Source organism: Arthrobacter sp. KNU-44 (assembly GCF_051843155.1).
Lineage (GTDB): Bacteria > Actinomycetota > Actinomycetes > Actinomycetales > Micrococcaceae > Arthrobacter.
On the sequence record NZ_JBPXNG010000002.1, the window covers coordinates 2382364 to 2401184 of the forward strand.

At 64.3% G+C, this 18821-nt stretch carries 18 protein-coding genes and 1 riboswitch; of the genes, 9 read left to right on the plus strand and 9 right to left on the minus strand.

The features are described 5' to 3' along the window. Positions 1-4: 4 nt before the first annotated feature. On the minus strand, positions 5-1123 hold the full coding sequence (gene ald, locus ACSVHC_RS12105) for an alanine dehydrogenase (RefSeq protein WP_437771781.1): 1119 nt from the start codon (positions 1121-1123) through the stop codon (positions 5-7). 220 nt (positions 1124-1343) lie between these two features. Between ald and ACSVHC_RS12110 the strand changes: the two genes are divergently transcribed. Together ACSVHC_RS12110 and ACSVHC_RS12115 are read left to right on the plus strand one after the other, a co-directional pair. Further along, positions 1344-2558, plus strand: a complete 1215-nt coding sequence (locus ACSVHC_RS12110; protein WP_437771780.1) for a PucR family transcriptional regulator — start codon at positions 1344-1346, stop codon at positions 2556-2558. A gap of 228 nt (positions 2559-2786) precedes the next feature. After that, positions 2787-3854, plus strand: coding sequence for a hypothetical protein (locus ACSVHC_RS12115; protein WP_439180961.1), 1068 nt, complete (start codon positions 2787-2789; stop codon positions 3852-3854). Positions 3855-3873: 19 nt separating this feature from the next. Further along, a riboswitch (cyclic di-AMP (ydaO/yuaA leader) is annotated at positions 3874-4019 on the minus strand. 84 nt (positions 4020-4103) lie between these two features. Here ACSVHC_RS12115 and ACSVHC_RS12120 read toward each other — a convergent pair. Next, positions 4104-5228, minus strand: a complete 1125-nt coding sequence (locus ACSVHC_RS12120) for a flavin-containing monooxygenase (protein ID WP_437771778.1) — start codon at positions 5226-5228, stop codon at positions 4104-4106. A 40-nt stretch (positions 5229-5268) separates the two neighbouring features. Here ACSVHC_RS12120 and ACSVHC_RS12125 point away from each other — a divergent pair, with 40 nt between their 5' ends. Next, entirely contained in the window at positions 5269-5889 is a 621-nt protein-coding gene (locus tag ACSVHC_RS12125; RefSeq protein ID WP_437771777.1) for a TetR/AcrR family transcriptional regulator, read from the plus strand. A gap of 7 nt (positions 5890-5896) precedes the next feature. On the opposite strand, the gene ACSVHC_RS12130 is transcribed toward ACSVHC_RS12125, so the two are convergent. Further along, on the minus strand, positions 5897-6295 hold the full coding sequence (locus ACSVHC_RS12130; protein ID WP_437771776.1) for a helix-turn-helix domain-containing protein: 399 nt from the start codon (positions 6293-6295) through the stop codon (positions 5897-5899). A gap of 60 nt (positions 6296-6355) precedes the next feature. On the opposite strand from ACSVHC_RS12130, the gene ACSVHC_RS12135 reads away from it, so the two are divergent. Beyond that, complete coding sequence (locus ACSVHC_RS12135) at positions 6356-7132, plus strand: TetR/AcrR family transcriptional regulator (protein ID WP_437771775.1); 777 nt, start codon at positions 6356-6358, stop codon at positions 7130-7132. Positions 7133-7240: 108 nt separating this feature from the next. Further along, positions 7241-8506 (plus strand): acyl-CoA dehydrogenase family protein, encoded by a 1266-nt coding sequence (locus tag ACSVHC_RS12140; protein WP_439180962.1) that lies wholly within the window; start codon positions 7241-7243, stop codon positions 8504-8506. 109 nt (positions 8507-8615) lie between these two features. Here ACSVHC_RS12140 and ACSVHC_RS12145 read toward each other — a convergent pair whose 3' ends face one another. From ACSVHC_RS12145 to ptsP, 5 genes are all read right to left on the minus strand, one after another. Next, complete coding sequence (locus ACSVHC_RS12145; RefSeq protein ID WP_439180963.1) at positions 8616-9614, minus strand: transposase; 999 nt, start codon at positions 9612-9614, stop codon at positions 8616-8618. A 32-nt stretch (positions 9615-9646) separates the two neighbouring features. Continuing rightward, positions 9647-10051, minus strand: a complete 405-nt coding sequence (locus ACSVHC_RS12150) for a hypothetical protein (protein ID WP_437771023.1) — start codon at positions 10049-10051, stop codon at positions 9647-9649. Between the two features lie 129 nt (positions 10052-10180). Next, positions 10181-11155 carry a class I SAM-dependent methyltransferase gene (locus ACSVHC_RS12155; protein ID WP_437771773.1) on the minus strand — a complete coding sequence of 325 codons (975 nt, stop codon included), beginning with the start codon at positions 11153-11155 and terminating at the stop codon, positions 10181-10183. Between the two features lie 124 nt (positions 11156-11279). Beyond that, positions 11280-11558 (minus strand): HPr family phosphocarrier protein, encoded by a 279-nt coding sequence (locus ACSVHC_RS12160; protein WP_437771772.1) that lies wholly within the window; start codon positions 11556-11558, stop codon positions 11280-11282. A gap of 39 nt (positions 11559-11597) precedes the next feature. Next, on the minus strand, positions 11598-13286 hold the full coding sequence (ptsP, locus tag ACSVHC_RS12165) for a phosphoenolpyruvate--protein phosphotransferase (protein WP_439180964.1): 1689 nt from the start codon (positions 13284-13286) through the stop codon (positions 11598-11600). Between the two features lie 117 nt (positions 13287-13403). On the opposite strand from ptsP, the gene ACSVHC_RS12170 reads away from it, so the two are divergent. From ACSVHC_RS12170 to ACSVHC_RS12180, 3 genes are all read left to right on the plus strand, one after another. After that, on the plus strand, positions 13404-14126 hold the full coding sequence (locus ACSVHC_RS12170) for a TetR/AcrR family transcriptional regulator (RefSeq protein WP_234751842.1): 723 nt from the start codon (positions 13404-13406) through the stop codon (positions 14124-14126). A gap of 69 nt (positions 14127-14195) precedes the next feature. Next, a complete protein-coding gene (locus ACSVHC_RS12175) occupies positions 14196-16151 on the plus strand; it encodes a PTS mannitol transporter subunit IICBA (RefSeq protein ID WP_437771770.1) in 1956 nt (651 codons plus the stop codon). Beyond that, complete coding sequence (locus ACSVHC_RS12180) at positions 16151-17299, plus strand: mannitol-1-phosphate 5-dehydrogenase (RefSeq protein ID WP_439180965.1); 1149 nt, start codon at positions 16151-16153, stop codon at positions 17297-17299. The genes ACSVHC_RS12175 and ACSVHC_RS12180 overlap by 1 nt, the downstream gene beginning before the upstream one ends. A gap of 155 nt (positions 17300-17454) precedes the next feature. Here the strand turns inward: ACSVHC_RS12180 and ACSVHC_RS12185 are convergent, their stop codons facing one another. After that, positions 17455-17943, minus strand: a complete 489-nt coding sequence (locus ACSVHC_RS12185) for a MarR family winged helix-turn-helix transcriptional regulator (RefSeq protein WP_437771768.1) — start codon at positions 17941-17943, stop codon at positions 17455-17457. Positions 17944-18003: 60 nt separating this feature from the next. On the opposite strand from ACSVHC_RS12185, the gene ACSVHC_RS12190 reads away from it, so the two are divergent. After that, on the plus strand, positions 18004-18735 hold the full coding sequence (locus tag ACSVHC_RS12190) for an NAD(P)-dependent oxidoreductase (RefSeq protein WP_439180966.1): 732 nt from the start codon (positions 18004-18006) through the stop codon (positions 18733-18735). The last annotated feature ends 86 nt before the right edge of the window (positions 18736-18821 follow it).

Here is an 18821-nt window from a genome sequence, read left to right on the forward strand (position 1 = left end):
GAAACTACGCCGAAACCAGGTTGTGCCAGTCGGCGACGAGGGGCAGGTTGTGCGCCTCGGAAACCGAGTGGTGAGCCACGTGGCCTGCCGCGATGTTGAGGCCGGCTGCGAGGGCGGGGTCGCGGTCGAATGCGGCCCTGACGCCCAGGTTGGCCAGTGACACCGCGTAGCGCAGGGTGACGTTGGTCAGAGCGTAGGTGGACGTGTTCGGAACGGCGCCGGGCATGTTGGCGACGCAGTAGAAGATCGTGTTGTGGACCTTGTACGTGGGTTCCTGGTGCGTGGTGGGGTGTGTGTCCTCGAAGCAACCGCCCTGGTCCACCGCAATGTCCACCAGCACGGAGCCGGGCTTCATGCGGGAGACCAGCTCGTTGGTGACAAGCTTGGGGGCCTTGGCGCCTGGGATCAGCACGGAACCGATGACGAGGTCGGCGTCGACCACGGACTTCTCGATCTCGTACGCGTTGGACGCGACGGTCTTCAGGCGGCCCTGGTAGAGGGCATCCAGTTCGCGGAGGCGGTTGATGTTGATGTCCATGATGGTGACGTCGGCGCCCAGGCCCAGGGCCATGGCGGCGGCGTTGGTACCGGCAACACCGGCGCCGAGGACAACAACCTTGGCCGGGCGGACACCCGGGACGCCGCCCAGCAGCACGCCCTTGCCACCGGCCGGAGCCATGAGGGAGGAAGCGCCGACGACAACCGACAGGCGGCCTGCGACCTCGGACATCGGTGCCAGGAGGGGCAAGGCGCGGCCGTCCTGGACGGTTTCGTAGGCGATGGCCGTGACGCCGGAGTTGATGAGTTCCTGGGTCAGCTCGGGCTCGGCGGCCAAGTGCAGGTAGGTGAAGAGGATCAGGCCCTTGCGGAAGCGGTGGTACTCGGCGCTGATGGGTTCCTTGACCTTCATGACCATGTCGGCGCGGGCCCAGACGTCGTCGGCTTCAACCACGATCTCCGCACCGGCAACCGCGTATTCCTCGTCCGTGATACCGGAGCCCAGGCCTGCGCCCCGTTCCACCAGCACGGTGTGGCCGTGGGTGCGGAACTCGTGAACGCCCGCGGCCGTGATGGCAACGCGGAATTCGTTGTTCTTGATCTCTTTGGGGACACCGATGATCATTTTGGGCTCCATCTTCGAAAGGCTTCAACGGCCTTTTTCTCTGCGGGGGACTGTGATTCCAGAATAAATCCGCTGTGAGCCAGCCGACAGGAAAGGCGATCGCCGCCGTTGCTGGCTTCCCCGGAATTCCGGGGCTTTTGCCGCTCGCGGCTCGACATTTGTCGAACTTGGGAGCGTCAGGTGTCGCCTGATGTTCGTGGGGCAAAGTAGTGTTTTCTCCATGCAGCAAGACGTGGAGAAAATCGTCGAGGACGTAGCACTCAAGTTGGGCCGCGGCCTCTCCTTGGAAGACCTCGACGGCGTGCTGCTCGCCTACAGTTCCAACCAGTCCCACGCGGACCGCGTGCGCGTGAATTTCCTCCTGAGCAAGCGGGTTCCCGTGGACGTCAGTGCGTGGCAGCTCTCGCACGGCATCGCTACCGCGGTGCGTCCCGTCGTCGTGCCCGCCAATGAGGAACTCGGGATGGTGGGGCGTGTCTGCGTGCCGCTTCTGGTGCGCGGATTCCGCGTCGGGTACCTCTGGGTCCAGCAAGACCTTGACGAGCAGACCGCGACGGCGATACTCGCCGAGTTGCCGGGCGTCCGGGACGAGTTGGACCTCCTCGCGGGGTTGCTGCTCGATTCCAATACGGCCGAGTCTGAGTTCCGGCGCCGCCGTGAGCAGGAATTCCTGGCTGCATGCCAGGGCGAGTCCAATGCGGTGGCGGCCGTGGCGGGATGGAAGGAGATTCAAGGCCGGGGACCGTGGCAGCTGGTTACCGTGCTCGATGCGGAGGACAGCGGCGGCGTCTCGGATCCGATCGCGGCGACCCTGACGCACCGTTCCGCCGCGCTCCAGGCCACTATCGGGGTCGATTCCGTGCTTTTCAGCGCCGGCACGGAGACGCACTCGGTCTTGTTGTTCCGCGAAACCAGCGGACGGGCGGAGCATGCCCAGGTCTTGGTCCACTACCAGCTGGAACTCGCCAAGCGCGCCGGCCGGAAGGTGGACCGGGTCATTCTCGGCATCAGCGAGCCGTTTTCAGTCGTCCGCCAACTGGACAGGGCATACCGGCAATCGAAACTCGCGGCCCAGGCTGCCGCCGTTGATCCCCCGCTCGGCGAGCTTGTGGACAGTCGCTCGGCCGGGATCTACCAATTGTTCGAACGGCTACAAGCGCCCGGAGGCTGGGATGATTCGGGCTCGGCGCAATTTCAGGAGATCGAGGATGCGGACCGCAATGGCGAGCTGCTGCCCGTGCTCGAATTGCTTTACGACAGCGACGGTTCGGTCCAGGACGTGGCCACGAAGCTGCACTTGCACCGGAGCAGCATCTACAACCGGCTGGCCAGGGTCCGCCAGCTTATCGGTGCTGATCCCTTGAATGGCGCTGTCCGCCTCGAACTCCACGCAACGCTCAAAGCGCGTCGCTGGGCGGGCCGGCCGCGGATTTGAAGCGCTGGTAACGGAAGCCGCGTTGGCCTACTTGTTGAACTGCCTCAACTGAAGGCTGCAGCGCCAGCGGTCCGGGCGGTACTGAATCATCTGTGTCCGCGTGTGCCGGCAGCACCGCCCGTGCCATTCGACGGCGAATGTTCGATGCTGTCCCATCCTCATTGCAGGACCTTGGTTGCTGCGTCCAAAATCGACCCAAGATCAACGCCCGGCTGCGTGGGTTGTGGCGTGGGAGCAGGACTGGCCGGGGTCCGCGGCTTCCAAGAACCTGTGGGCGCGGGGGAGGGCGTGCTGGTCTGGGGTGGAGTCGGCGTGGGGGTCGTTGGCCCTGTTGGAACCGGGCTGGGAGACGGCGCGGGCTGGGACGGAACCGGACTGGAAGGAACAGGCACCGGAGTGAGGCTTGGGGGCAGCGCTGACGGGACGGCAGGAACCGGGACCGCAGGAACCTGGACGGAGATCGACGGCGCCGGGGCGCTCGACGGTACGACGGCGGCGGGTCCTTGCGGCGAATGTTGCGCCGGGTCCGCGGCGGTCTGGCCGGACTTGGCGCTGGGGGTAGCTGCCGTAGGTGATGCCGCAGCGCTGGGGGAAGTGCTTGGCGTCGTGGACGGAGCGCCGGATTGCGTGGAGCCTTGGCTGTCAGCGCTGGCAGCGTCCTGGGCGCGGGATTCCTGGCCGAAGAAGGGCAACTCGAGGGCTTGGCCCAAGGAACCGGCGGCCAACAAGATGCCTAACGCACCTGTCACCACTGCCATTCGGTTGCTCATGGTCCGGACGGCGGCGGCCTTCTTGAGGACGGCATGTGGTTCACGGCTGAAGGACGAACCGGTGAACGACGCCGGCCCGACGCCGGGACGGAGTGCCGCCGGGATTTCCGTTGCAGCTGCGTTCTCGGCTTTGGTCGATTCAGCTGTCGCGCGGGCCAGGGTCGCAGCAGACACCGTTGGAATGGCTGCGGTGGCGGGTTCTGACGGCGCGGGGACCATCGCTGGGGCGGCCACTGTCGGAATGGCCGCGGTCGCTGGTTCTGCTGGCTCGGCAGCCACCGTCGGAGCCGTCACCGTCGGAATGGCCGCGGTTTCGCTGGCTTGGGAAGCACGCTTCCGTTCGGCCGCGCGGGCGGCCGCCCGCGTGGTGGGCGCCGCCGTCGTCGGGGTTGCCGCGGGGGTGGGTGCCGCCGTCGAACTCAAAGGTTCGGAAGCCGGTGCAGCGATGAACGGTTCGCTGTCTTTGGCCCGACGGCGTCCGGTTGCTTTGGTGCTCTCGCCCGCCACTTGGGCACGGCGAGGCTGATCCATGGTTGGGGACATGGTGATTGCCTCTCAACGCCTTCGAGGTTAGCTGTCGGGTTCGGACGAGGCCGTCCGGCCGCGCATGGCGGCTTCACCCCAAGGGCCTGAAGTGGGCCCGGAGACTCTGGGTCCCCCGTCTCTGCCGCGGGTCTGGCGGATTCCGTGTTGCGGCAGAGCTCGGCGTCAACCCGGAAGCGGCCCGGTTGGGGACTGGGTCGCCCCTCGACGTTACAACAGCCGGCATGCAAAGTCACATTTGAGTAACGGGCGCGGCGACCCGTTTTTGCCCGGCCTGCCCGGCGATGAGTCCGGCGACGTGTTCGGCGTCGCGGCCGACCCCGCCAACGAGGCCAGAGGTCAGACCGTATTGGAAGGGCATGCCCACAAAGAATAGTCCCGGGAGCTGTTCAACGGCGCCCCGGCAAGTGAGCGGCCAGCCATCCGCATCCGTGGGAAGTCCCGGGATCCAGCCAAAGTCCGGTCGGTAACCTGTAGCCCAAATCACCGTGGTCACCGGGATCGCGTGGCCTTCGTCAGTCAGTGGTTGGCCATCGCGTGTCCCCGCCAGGCGTGGCAAGCGAGTGACTCCCGCGGCGTCGAGCTCTCGGATTGAGGCCCGGATCAGAGGCGCGCCGTGCTTCGTGAACCCGACCGCGACTTTGCGGCCGATAGGGGTGGACCTGTTCAGCACCTTGTGGATGAAGAGCCACCAAAGCCCGCCGGCGTATCGCGTCACCGGGGCCGGAATGTGGAACGGAGGGGTTCCGGCAATGTAGGTGCGGTGGGTAGGTGCGAGTTCCAAAGCGATTTCGACGCCGGAGGTGCCTGAGCCGACCACCAGGACATCTCCGGGCGGAACCGAGTCCGGGTTGGTGTATTCCGCTCCGTGCAGTTGGTGGATGCCGGGGATCAGATCATTAGCGAACGCCGGGATCCGTGGCTGCGTATTCGGGCCTGTGGCAACAACAACGTTCTTGGCCAGGATCGACCCGGAGCTCGACTGCACCCGGAACCGGCCGTCCTCCCGCTCGATGCCTACGACGTGGGCGCCATGGCGTACCGGGAGTTCCCAGTTCCTGGCGTACTCCTCGAGGTATTCGGCCATGGCGTCTTTTCCGGGGAAGCTCCCTCGGGCGGCGGGAAATGGCATGCCGGGAAGCGAATCGTGCTGCGCCGGGGTGAAGAGCCGCAAGGAATCCCATCGGTTCCGCCACACGTCGCCGACCCGGTCCTGCGAGTCCAGGATGAGGAAGTCTTGCCGGTGTTTCTTCAGGTGGAATCCGGTGGCGAGCCCTGCCTGCCCGGCGCCCACAACCACGGTGTCCACTGGCTCATTGCTGTTCATCGCGAAGCCTCCTGAGGTGTTCGAGGTCATTAGAATAGCATTCCAGTCACTAGAATGCTATTCTTTTTCCGTGGAAATCCGGCACAATGACAGACGGTTAGCTCAAGCTGTCGCAACCAAGGCTGCCGTGGTGGAGGCCGCCCGGCAGCTGTTTCTGAGCAGGGGATACGTGGCCACCACCATCGGGGCCGTTGCCGAGCAAGCAGGCGTGGCTATCCAGACCATCTACAACTCGGTCGGCAACAAGGCCGCGTTGCTCTCGGCCGTGGTCGACGCGACGGCCGCGGGTCCGGATGCTCCCCGCACCGTCCCGGAGACTATGCGCGAGCGGACAGCCGCAGCCGCCGACGCGGGGGCGGTTCTAGCGTTGTTGGCCGACTGGTTCGCCGAGGTGAATCCGCGAACCAGCCAATTGTTCAGCGTCATGAGGCAGGCATCCGCCGTCGACGCCGAAGCGGCAAAAGTGGAGCGGGACCGGGCCGAAACCCGGCTGCGGAACTATGCCGAAGCTGCAGCGGCGGTCAGGCGGCGCGGGGCACTGACCTCCGGCATGAGCGATGAGCAAGCCGCTGCCGTGATCTGGTCGGTGGGCCATCCGGACACCTACCGATCACTCGTGCTGGATTTCGCCTGGGGGCTGGAGCGCTACCGGGATTGGGTCCACGCGGCGCTCAAGGCGGCCCTCGCCTAGCTTTCCGCTATTTGCGGGTGGATTCCTCGTTGCCCGCGGCCGTCTTCTTCTGGTTTTCCAGCCAGGCCATGATGTCCGCGAGCCTGATGCGCCGGTGCGTGCCGCGGTATTCCACCGGAATTTCGCCGCGGTCGGTCATGTTCCGCAGGTAGGTGTGCGAGATTCCCGCGAGCTCGGCCGCCCTCGACGTCGTGAGCATTTCCTCCACGCTGCTCACGGTCACCGCTTCGCCCCGGCCCAGCCTGCCGAGGAGGTCGACGACGGCGTCCCTCGCCTCATCCGGCAGCCGGTGGACCGTGCCGTCGACGAAGACGGTGATGTCGTTGCTGTCCTGGAGTGAGCGCGCCAGGTTCCGGGCGTCGTCCGCGGCCAAGCCAGGCGTCACGCGGGGAGCTATCAATGCCATGGCAGAAGCCTAGCCGCGCTCGAGGCTGCGCGCTTACGCCGCCGTGTTAGATTCACGCCTATGGTCAACTACCCCGCCAACCGGGATCCAGGCCCTGCCGTGGCCGCGGCAATCGAGCTACTGGTCCGGCAAGGTTACGACGCGACCTCCGTGGACGACCTCGCCGATGCCGCCGGGATCAGCCGAAGCACGTTTTTCCGCAAGTTCGGTTCCAAAGAGGACATCGTTTTCGCCGACCACGACCGTATTCTGGCGCGGGTTCAGGAGTTCCTTGCGGGGACCACGGCGGATCCGTTACGTGCCGTCGTGGACGCGGCGCTCTTGGTCTTCGGCCACCACGTGGGCAACCGGAAGACTTCCGTTGCCCGCTACGAACTTCTGCATCAAGTGCCCGCCCTTCGTGATCGTGAACTGGTCATGACACATCGTTATCAGCGGGCATTTAGGAATCATCTCCTTTCTGCGCTGCCCGAGGGTGAGGGCCGGGAGGTTACGGCCGTGGCCTTTGCCGCCTCGGTAGTCGCCGTGCACAACAGCGTCCTGCGCAAATGGCTGCGGGCTGTTGCTGCTGGCGAACGCGTCGAGGGTATTGAGTTGGCCGAACGCGTCGAGCGCGGGGCGCGGGAAGCTGAAGCCCATGAGTTGGCCGCCCGACTTGAGCGCGAATTGGGCGCCTTGGCCGATACCTTTGCCCCTGTTTCAGCCGGGCCGGCGGGTAGCGAGGCGGCCGGTGGGCCGTCCGCGGAAAGCGGCCGTCCCGCCGTCGTGGTTGCCGTCCTGGATCGGGCGGCGGGCACAGAACAGATCCTTCAAGCGGTCCGGGACGCTTTGGCTTAGCTCTTGATCCCGCAGAATTCTTTACTGACATTGAGTTCCTTGACATGAAACTGAGTGTCAGCGCATGCTGGGAGTCGTAGATCGAGACCCCAGAGCGAGGATTTCCCCATGCCGACGACGTCCGATAGCACTTCCGAAGAACTGGATGCCGTTTTTCCGCACGGCGCGGCTTTCCCGGCCGGCACCATGGAGCCCGAATACGTCCTGAACGAATCCCTGGACCCGGATCCGGCCTCCGTTTTCAAGGACATCAGCCGCGAAGACCGCGCTTACTGGGACCGGGCGCGGGCCTTCGTCCAGGACGAAGTGCTTCCGGTCATCACGGGGTACTGGGAGCGCGCGGAGTATCCGCTGCCGCTGGTGAAGCGCCTGGGTGAACTTGATCTGCTTCGCGACGGAATCAACATCGACGGGTTCCCGGCCATGAGTAAAACCGCCGCCGGACTGGTCACGATGGAACTGAGCCGCGGGGACGGCTCCATCGGCACGGTTGTTGCTGTCCAGGGCGGTTTGGCTCTGCGATCCGTGGCCGAATGCGGTTCCCCCGAGCAGCAGGCCCATTGGCTTCCAGCACTTGCCCGGGCCGAGGAATACGGCGCCTTCGCCTTGACCGAGCCGGCGCACGGCTCCGACTCCGTGGGACTCGAGACTACAGCGACGCCCGTCGAGGGCGGTTGTGTGCTCAACGGCGAAAAGAAATGGATCGGCAACGGCTCGATCGGCGGCCTGACCGTCGTCTGGGCCCGCGGCGACGACGGGCAAGTTCACGGATACCTTGTCCCGCAGGATTCGCCCGGATACTCGGCCACGACCATCGAAGGCAAGCTCTCACTCCGGGCCATCTGGCAGGCACACATCCGCCTTGAGAATGTCTTCGTCCCGGCGGAAAACGTGCTCCCGGGTGCCCGGACTTTCAAGGACACGGCCCGGGTGCTCTTGGCGACCAGGCTGGGAGTTGCCTGGTCCGCCGTCGGGCATGCCACTGCCTGCTACGAAACTGCTGTGCAGTACGCCGCCCAACGCCGGCAGTTCGGCCGCCCGCTGGCTGCCTCGCAAATTGTGCAGGAGCGTCTTGCCCGCATGCATTCAGAGCTCGCGATCATGCAGCTCATGGTCATGCAGATGACCAAGCTGGACGAAGAGGGCGCGCTGACTCCCGCCCAGGCGGCCCTCGCGAAGTTCACGTGCACCCGCACTGCCCGCAGTATCGCCTCGAACGCGCGCGACCTGCTCGGTGGCAACGGGATCCTGTTGGCCAACCGCGTGGCCCGGCACTTCGCCGACATAGAAGGCATCCATACCTATGAAGGCACAGAGACTGTCCAAGCGTTGATCATCGGACGCTCAATCACGGGTATCTCCGCCTTCGTCTAAGCGGCGTCCCCCGCACCACAGCCGCCCCCGGCTCCCGCGCCCCCCGCGACGCTCGCTCACTTATACGGCCAAAATCTCGGACGCTCGAAAGTTGTCAAGCTGTGTGGAGTCACTGGGCTAGTTTTTGGGGTGTTTTGGTCTGGGGGAGGTTGATCCCGGCGTATGTGGCGGGGGCCGGTGTGGTGGGTCGGCGGCGGAATCTTCCCGGGTGTCGTTCGTAGTAGTCCTGGTGGACTTTGTCTCGCTTGGTCCAGAGTTCTTTCCACGACCCGTCGTGGACCTGTGATGGTGAGAACAGTGCGATGCCGGAGTGTTTGTGATCGGTGCTGTACCAGTGCACGTAGCAGGTGAGGTACTCCCTGGCGGCCTCGAGATCGTTAAAGATCCGGGGGTAGCCGGGCCGGTATTTCATCGTGCGAAAGCCTGACTCCGAGAAGGGATTGTCGTTGGAGACGTACGGGCGGTTATGGCTGAGTTCCACGCCGTGGGCGGTGAGGGTGTCACGGAGCAGGGTTGATCTCATGGCCGGGCCTGAATCGGCATGCACGATGCGCGGGGCGCCGTGCCGGGCGATGGCTGTCTTGAACATCTGCGCGGCGAGGTGGTCGGACTCGCGTTCCTCCACCCGCAAGCCGACGATTTCCCGGGAGAAGATGTCCATGATGGAGTACACCTTGAAAACCTTGCCCTGCCACTTGGCATAGATGTCGGTGATGTCCCAGGACCAGACCTGGCAGGGTCCGGTGGCCTTGACCACCGGCTTTTCAGAGGAACCACGCGTGCCCCAACGCTTGCGCGGGATGGTTGGGCGGGCCTGCTGGTCCTCGTAGTCTGCCGCGATCCGCCACCACGAGCGGTTGGAGGCGAGCAGCTCGCCGTTGTCCCAGGCTGTGGCGAAGGCATGGTCAACGGAGTTGCCCTTCTCCCAGCTGGCCAGGATGAGCCCCAGGATCCGGTCCTGATGCGCGGAGCTGATCCGGGATTCGTAGGCCCGGTCGCTCTGGTGGATCGGGTGCTGCACCGCCGGACGGGGATTGGACCGGTAATGCCAGGTCCCGCGCGAGAGGCCCGCCAGCTTGAGCGCTGTCCGCTGGGAGCCGATGATCACATGCAGTTCCAGGACCAGAGTGTTCTCGGCCGCTATGAATCGTTGTGAGCGCTCGTCGGGGTTGTATCGGGCTCTGGCACGCTCAACTCGTGCAAGAGCCCGATAGCTTTTCCCAGCGCGGAATTCGTGTCCTCCAGCTCCTGCACCCGCTTCTGGAGTTTTTCGACTTCGGCACGGTGGGCAGCCATTTCCTTCGCGCGTGCTTTTTCGAACGCGGAGAGTTCACGATTCGTCGGGACCATGCCTCCATGCTCCCGCGGAATCAGGCCACGGTCGATATCGCCCTGGACCATCATCTTGCGCCACCGGCGGAACGTCCATTCCGAAACGGACGTCGAGGCCATCCATTCCTTCCTCGACCCGTGCGGCTGCAAATAGTACTCATGCATGAACTCACGGATCTCTTCACGCGTAAAACCCTTGTTATCAACGGCCATCGCCGGCTCCTTCAATCAAAAGGTAATGAATGACTCACAACCAGCTTGACGATGAGGGGCTCGCTCAGATATGAACCCAATCGACGTAACGCTCGCTCAGATATGTGCGGACGCTGGGGCCATGAAGCGTCACTCCACCATGGCTATCGCGAAGCCACCCCACGCACGTTTCTTCTTGGTCTCGCGACCAAGCCCACGCTGTTCGAGGAGCGCCAACCCGACGGATCGGAGAAGTTCCGCTAGGCGATCCCGCGATGGCGGCGTCCTGTCCACGCCGAACTTCAACGGTTCGCCCGCCGCTTTGGCCGCCGCCCTCCCGAATCGCCAGTACGGTGTGCTCGACTCAAGGGTCTCGGTTGTGAAGTAGTCGAAGGCGAGCAAACTCCCTTTGGCACAACTCGCGACCTTCCGCAGCGTGTCCTCGATCGCTTCACGGTCGAGGTACATCGTGACGCCCTCCCACAGGAAAAGCGACGGACGCCCGACGTCGAACCCGGCGTCCACGAGTTTGGCGAGCCAGTCATCCTTCTCGAAGTCCGCGGGCACGAACGCGACCTTGCGTACGTCGATTCCCGCCTTGTCGAGTATTTCGCGCTTGACCGCTTGCGTATTTGGGGCATCTACCTCGAAGGAGCTGAGCGGCGTGTCCCGCGGGAGGCGATACGGGCGCGTATCGAAGCCGGCGCCAAGGATGACCAACTGGTCGATCCCGGGAAGTGCGCGGTCCAGGGCGCCGTCGAAGAAGGTGACCCTCGCCGATGCCTCGGCCCGTGGAGGTATCTCGCCCTCGAAGGGGTACCGGAAGGTCTTCGGGACGAAACCGGTGACGCGGTGCGCGAAGACCGTCGGCAAGAATGCCAAACGCATGCCCAGCCACGGAACGCCGGGCAGCAGGGGCAACAACCGATTCGCGGCCTGGTCTTCGCGCACGCCAAAATTGTGCATCGCCCACCTCGCGGAGAGCGGAGCCTGCGCGCTCGTCGAAACCCCGGAAGGTTTCGAGGACAGAAGCTTCCCCACCCAGATCACATAGCCGAGTAGCGAGACCGGAAGCAGCACAATGCTGAGCGCATAGAACGCGACGGCGCCATCCGGCTTGCGCATTTCCGGCTCCTTTCGGCTAATCAACTGTGAGCGAGCGTCGGCGGGAAGCCACCATATGTGAGCGAGCGTCGGAAAATAGGCGCTCATATCCGAGCGAGCGTTGGGTGGGTAAACCCAGGGACGCCTACTCCGCGTCGAGGTCCGTTTCCAGCAGTGTCACCAGGGAATCGAGGGCAGCGTCGGCGCCGTCGCCATCCGCGCGAAGCACGACGACGTCGCCCTTCGCGGCGCCGAGAGTCATGAGCGAAAGGATGCTGGCGGCGTCGAGCGCGTCGTCGGCAGGCGAACCGGCCATCGCGATGGACACCTCAACCGGGGATTCCACCGCAGCCTCGGCAAAAATCGCAGCCGGGCGGGCGTGCAATCCGGAGCGGCTGGCGATGGTGGCGGTGCGTTCGGGCATGGTTTCTCCTTGTATTCAGGTAAGACAGTACGGCTGGGCTCAGAGCCCGAGTTCCTCGAGGATCGGCAGCTTCGCGCGGACCCAGGCCTTTGCGTCGAGCGCATCGGGTGCACTGAGCGCCAGCCGCGCCAGCTCTTGGGCCTGTTCCAACGTCACCGTCTTGAGCACGGTTCCGACGGCGGCCAGCGAGCGGGCGGTCATGGACAGAGTGGACACGCCCAGGCCAACGAGCACGACGGCGAGGGCCGGGTCCGCGGCCGCTTCACCGCAGACGCCAACGGGTTTGCCGTTGCCCTCTTCCGCCGAGCCCGCGACGGTCAGCTGAACGAGTCGCAGAACCGCGGGCTGCCACGGGGTGTTGAGTTCGGCAAGGGGACCGAGTTGCCGGTCGGCGGCCATGGCGTACTGCGTGAGGTCGTTGGTGCCGAGGGACGCGAAGCCCACGTGGCGCAGGACCGACGCCGAGGTCAATGCCGCGGAGGGAACTTCCACCATCACGCCGGGCGTCTTGATTCCCGCGGCATCGCACATCGACGCGAAGTGGGCAGCCTCGGCCGCAGTCGAGATCATGGGTGCCATGACCCACACCTCGGCTTCTGATTCGTCGGCAGCGATGGCGATGGCCTCGAGCTGGCGGTCCAAAACACCGGGCGTGGTGAAGTCGGTGCGGTAGCCGCGCACACCCAGGGCCGGGTTGGGTTCGGTGGCGTCGGTGAGGAAGGGAAGGGGCTTGTCGGCGCCTGCGTCGAGGGTCCGGAGCACCACTTTCTTGCCCGGGAACGCGTCGAACACGCCCCTGTACGCGGCAGCCTGTTCCAGCACGGTCGGTTCCGTGTCGCGTTCCAGGAAGCAGAATTCGGTGCGGAAAAGGCCCACGCCTTGGGCACCCAGCGCAGCGGCCGCGGCAGCGTCCTTGGCCCCGCCGACGTTGGCGAGGAGGGGCACCAAGTGGCCGTCCGCCGTCGTGCCGTTTCCGTCAAAAACCGCCAGTGTAGCGGAATTTTCGACCCACGCGATGGCGGCCGCGCGTTGCTCTTCGGTGGGTTCGAGGGAGAGTGAGCCGGCAGCTCCGTCCACGAAGACTTCGGCGCCGTCAGGAATTTCGTCCACTCCGCGGGCCGCGACGACGGCGGGCAGGCCGAGCGAGCGCGCGATGATCGCGGTGTGTGACTGCGGTCCGCCGCCCGAGGTGACCAGTGCTGTCACGATCGCGGGGTCCAGCGTTGCGGTGTCGGCGGGAGCGAGGTCTTCAGCCACCAGGATGAACGGAGTGTCCGACGCCGGGATCCCCGGGGCGGGGACTCCGCGAAGTTCGGCGACGATCCGAGCGCGGACGTCCAGGACGTCAGTAGCGCGCTCGGCCATGTATCCGCCCAGGTTGTGGAGCATTTCGGACACGGAGGCGCCGGCTTCCCAGATGGCGCGTTCGGCGGAGCTGCCGTTGTTGTTGATGAGTTTGGTGGCCGACTTCAGGAGCATGGTGTCCTTGGCCATGAGCGCGGTGGCTTCCAGCACGGCCTTACCGTCTCCGCTGGCTTTGTCCGCGCGTGCTTTGAGTTCGTCGTGGACCGATTGGGCCGCCGCTTTCAGGCCCGCGACGGCGTCTTCCGCCGTGGTCGATGCGGCTAGCTGCTCGCCCGACGGCGGTTCGCTGACTGGTTTGGGCATCTGACGGATAGTGCCAATGACGCGGCCCGGGCTAACGCCTATTCCTTGGAAATTCTGCACTGAAATCCTCTGTTCCTGCTCTCGGATCGGACCCACCGGCTGCGGCGCCTCGGGGTCCGAAAAAATCTCCTGTGACTCACTTCATATAGCGTTGCTATAGGTGCTAGGGTAGCGGCTATGAGTTTCGATGACCAGCTTCCGCCCAAAACTCGGCTGCTCCGTGCAGCCGCCGAGTTGCTGGCGAATTCGGACGGGTCGCCGGTCTCTACGCGCCAAATCACCAAACTTGCCGGCGTCACGGCGCCTACGCTTTACCACCACTTCGGCGACAAGGAGGGGTTGTTCGACGCCGTCGTTGCAGCCGGCTTCGAGGAGTACGTGGCGGGAGAGCGGGACTTCGCACCCTCTGGGGAACCCCTGGAGGATGTCCGCCGGATGTGGGACAACCACGTCCAGTTCGGACTTACCCAACCGCACCTTTACCTGGTGATGTTCGGCAACATCCGTCCGGAAAGCAGGCCGGCCATCGTGGCTGATGCCGAGTCGCTTCTGGAGGAGATGCTGAGCAAGGCAGCCATTGCCGGGCAGATCAACGTACCCCCGCGCGAGGCGGCCAGGAGCATCCTGGCGGCCAACGTCGGCGTCACGCTCATGCTCATTGCAGAGCCTTTGGAAGACCGGAACCTCGAGCTCTCCACCATGACCCGGGATTCCATGATTTTCGCCGTGTCCACGGAAACAGCCCGTGGCGCCGCAGCGGACGACTCCGGCAAGTCGTCGGTTGTTGTTGCGGCAATCGCGCTGAATGCGGCACTCCAAGCCTCACATTCAGACCAGCTATCCAGTTCGGAACTGAAGCTTTTCCTTGAATGGCTTCACCGAATCTCCAGCAGCTCCTAGAGCTGTCCTCCTTCGATAGATATCGACTGATCCCGCACTGATGCGGGACTCACGTTAGGAATTCACACAATGGCAACAGCGTCAGTTGCGAAACAGCGCACCAGCGTGCGCGTTGGTGTCCAAAAGTTCGGAACCTTCCTTTCGGGCATGATCATGCCCAATATCGGGGCCTTTATTGCATGGGGCATCATCACCGCTCTGTTCATCCCGGCAGGGTTCTTCCCCAATGCGGACCTGGCCAAACTCGTGGGCCCCATGATCACGTACCTGTTGCCGCTACTGATCGGTTACACCGGCGGCCGGGCGGTCCATGGCATCCGCGGCGGCGTGGTTGGAGCCGCCGCCACCATGGGCGTGATTGTCGGTACGGATATCCCGATGTTCATCGGTGCCATGCTTATGGGCCCGCTCACGGCCTGGATCATGAAGAAGCTCGACAAGGTATGGGAAGGCCGGGTCAAGCCGGGCTTCGAGATGCTGATCGACAACTTCTCAGCAGGCATCGTCGGCGCCGCACTGGCCATCTTCGGCATGCTGGTGATCGGCCCGGTGGTGAAGGCCTTCAGTAACGGCGCGAGCGCCGTCGTCGAATTCCTGGTCCACAACGGACTTCTGCCGCTGACCAGCATCTTCATCGAACCCGCCAAGGTCCTGTTCCTCAACAACGCAGTCAACCACGGCATCCTCACGCCGCTCGGCACGGAACAAGCGCTGCAAAACGGCAAGTCCATCCTGTTCCTGCTTGAAGCCAACCCGGGCCCGGGCGTCGGCGTCCTGCTCGCCTACATGTTCTTCGGCAAGGGCCTGGCACGGGCATCCGCTCCCGGCGCCGCGCTCATCCAGTTTGTCGGCGGCATCCACGAGATCTACTTCCCGTACATTCTCATGAAGCCGATCCTCATCCTCGCCACGATCGCAGGCGGCATGACCGGCATCTTCACCCTGGTAGTCACCGGCGCGGGCTTGCGTTCGCCGGCGGCCCCTGGCAGCATCATCGCCGTCTTTGCCGCGACAGCGAAGGACAGCTATTTCGGTGTTGCCCTGTCCGTGCTTCTTGCAGCCACAGTGTCCTTCCTGATTGCCTCCGTGATCCTGCGCGCCAGCAAGACCACCGACGTGGACGCGCTGGGTCAGGCAACATCCAGGATGGAAGAGCTCAAGGGCAAGAAGAGTTCCGTTTCCTCCGCACTCCTGGGCGCCGGTGGCGGTACCGCCGTCCTGACCCGCCCTATCCAGAACATCGTGTTCGCGTGCGACGCCGGCATGGGCTCCAGCGCCATGGGCGCCTCGGTGCTCCGCAACAAGATCAAGGCAGCCGGTTTCCCGGACGTCAAGGTCACCAATTCGGCCATCGCAAACCTCAGTGACACCTACGACGTCGTGGTAACGCACCAGGACCTGACAGAACGCGCCCGGCCGGTCACCTCCAGCGCCGTGCACGTCTCCGTGGACAACTTCATGAACAGTCCCCGCTACGAGGAGATCGTGGAACTGGTCAAGAGCAGCAACGCGGCTCCCGGCGCTCAGGGTTCGACTATGGTTGCTGAACCGGCCGCCGGTGCCCGCGCTGCCCAGCCCGCCGCCGTCGGGGGCAAGGATGTCCTGCTCCCCGAAAGCGTGATCCTCAATGGTTCCGCGACGGACCGTGACTCGGCCATCGACGAAGCGGGCAAGCTCCTGCTGGACCGGGGTTCAGTGGACATGGGCTACATTCACGCCATGCATGAGCGCGAGGAATCCGTATCCACCTACATGGGCAGCTTCCTTGCCATCCCGCACGGCACGAACGCTGCCAAGAACCACATCCTGCACTCCGGTGTGTCGATCGTCCGCTACCCCGAGGGCATCGACTGGGGTGGCAAGCAGGTCAAGTTCGTCGTCGGCGTCGCCGGCATCAACAACGAGCACCTCCACATCCTGTCCTCCATCGCCAAGATCTTCACGGACAAGGCGCAAGTGGCCCAGCTTGAGCAGGCCACGTCGGTTCAGGAAGTGCTGGATCTGTTCGGAAAGGTCAACGCATAGTGAAGGCAGTCCATTTTGGGGCAGGGAACATCGGACGAGGATTCGTCGGCTTGCTGCTGCACGAGGCTGGATATGAGGTGGTCTTCGCCGATGTCGCGGATGCCTTGATCAGCCAGCTCGCCTCCGCGACCTCCTATGAGGTCCACGAGGTCGGCGAAAACGCGGCGGTCAAGACCGTGTCCGGTTTCCGGGCCCTGAATTCGGGCACCGAAGAGGTTGCCGTCGTCGCGGAAATCGCGACGGCGGACCTCGTCACCACGGCGGTGGGGCCGCACATCCTCAAGTTCGTGGCGCCCGTGATCGCGCGGGGCATCGCCGGCCGCTCGCCGTCGTTGGCTCCGCTCCAGGTCATGGCCTGCGAGAACGCGATCAACGCCACGGACCTCCTGCGATCCGAAGTGGAAGCGGCGTGGGACGGTGCCGCGGGTGACCTTTCTTCCGCTGCTGTGTTTGCGAACACGGCGGTTGACAGGATCGTCCCCAACCAGGCGCCGGGCCAAGGCCTGGACGTCACTGTGGAGACTTTTTACGAGTGGGTCATCGACCGCACGCCTTTCGCGGGGGAGGCGCCGGTGATTCCCGGTGCGACCTTCGTGGACGAACTAGGCCCGTACATCGAACGGAAGCTATTCACGGTCAACACCGGACACGCCTCGGCAGCATACTTCGGCTATGGCGCCGGCTTGGAGAAGATCTCCGAGGCGATGGCCGATGCCTCCGTTGCGGCCCGGGTTCGGGCCGTATTGGAGGAGACCAAGCAGCTTCTCGTGGCCAAACACGGCTTCGTCGAGGCTGAGCAGGAAGCGTACGTGCAGAAGATCCTGTCCCGCTTCACCAACCCGTACTTGCCGGACACGGTGAACCGGGTGGGCCGCGCGCCGCTCCGCAAACTTGGGCGGCACGAACGCTTCATCGGCCCGGCCGCTGAACTCGCCGAGCGCGGAGTCACGCCCGTTGCCTTGTTAGACGCGATGTCCGCCGCCCTGCGTTTCGACGACGGAGCAGACGACGAAGCCGTGGAACTCGCCCGGATGCTTGCCGAGATGGACGCGGCCGAGGCGGTCGAGCGCATCACTGAACTTCCGCCGTCGCACCCGTTGTTCCCGCAGGTGTTGAAGCTGATCGAAGAACGGAAGGCCGAGGCCTAAACACCGCTTCCTGCCGCCACGCCGGCCGGCTTCCCTGTGCCGACCGGCGACGCTCGCTCATATATGCGGGCTTTTTCCCGAACGCTCGCTCACCCTCCTTCACGTGATGTGGAGGAGGGTGAGCGCTTTGGGCCGTAAAAGTAAGCGAGCGTCAACTAGTTGCCGAGTTCTTCCGACGCCGTCCGTCCGGCCGCCTGGACGCGCCGCAGGAAGTCGGTAATGACGGCGATTTCAGCGTCGTCGTAGTCTGCGCAGATGGTGTCCATGAGGCTGTTCATTCCCGAGTAAAGGCGGAACATCTCTGCGTTTCTATCGGGCAGAACCCGGATGACCACGGCGCGCCGGTCGGACGGATCGCGGTCCCGGACAATCCAGCCTCCGCGTTCAAGCCGGTCGAGGATCCCGGTCATGGTGGCTGGGTGCAGGCCGGCGTGTTTGGCTAACATGCTTGGGCTGAGCGGCCCCCGGCTCGAGATCAGGTCAAGACAATCAAGGTCAACATCCTTCAGCTCGGCCTGGGTGCCGACCTGGTGATTGAGCACGGATAGTTGCACGCGTACGCTGCGAAGCTCGGCTTTGAGCGCAGCAACAGCGCGCCGCCGAAGACTAGGGGTCGCGGCCTCTTGATTTGATATGGAACTCATATGATATCGTTTCTGTATTGTATGGTTTTCCTAGAATAAGACTACCGGAGGCCGCATCACATGAAGATCGCAGTATTCGGGGCAAATGGCCCCACCGGAAGGATTCTCACCGGGCAAGCGCTCGACGCCGGACACGCCGTCACCGCTGTTACGCGCAGGCCACACGAATTCCCCCTTTCGGCCCCCGGTCTAAGCATCGTCGGTGCCGATGTGTATAACTTCGAGGACGTAAGTGCCGTCGTTGAAGGAAGCGATGCTGTCCTCTCAACCCTCGGTGTTCCATACAGCCGCCAGCCGATTACGGTCTACTCGGTGGGCACGGGGAACATCATCCGGGCGATGGGCGACCACGGCGTCCGTCGGCTGGTCTGCGTGAGCTCCAGCGCCACCGACATTTCGGCCGGCCCGCATGGCGGGTTTCTCTTCGAGAAAGTGCTGCAGCCCCTCGTTACCAAGCTGCTCGGTAAGACACTGTACGAGGACATGCGGCGGATGGAGTCCGCCGTCGCCGCGAGCGGCCTGGACTGGACAATCATGCGGCCCTCCGGTCTTTTCGAGACCGAATCCGTCACCGAATACAAGATGGCCGTTGACTACATAAACGGCACTTTCACGTCGCGGGCCGACCTTGCGGACTCCATGCTGTGGCAACTCACCTCGGACGAGTTCGTGCGCAAGAACGTCGCGGTTGCAACCTTTTCGCAGAAGCCGAGCCTCATCCAGCTCCTTTTGCGCGAGGCCAACAGCAAGAAGTCCGCGCCGGATAGCGTCCCTGAGGGCAACCGGTCATGAACCTCGGTGGGAAACCCGAAACCCTCCTTCTCGTGAATGACGTGAAGGAGGGTTTCGGGTTTCGCCGTTATAGGTGAGCGGGCGTT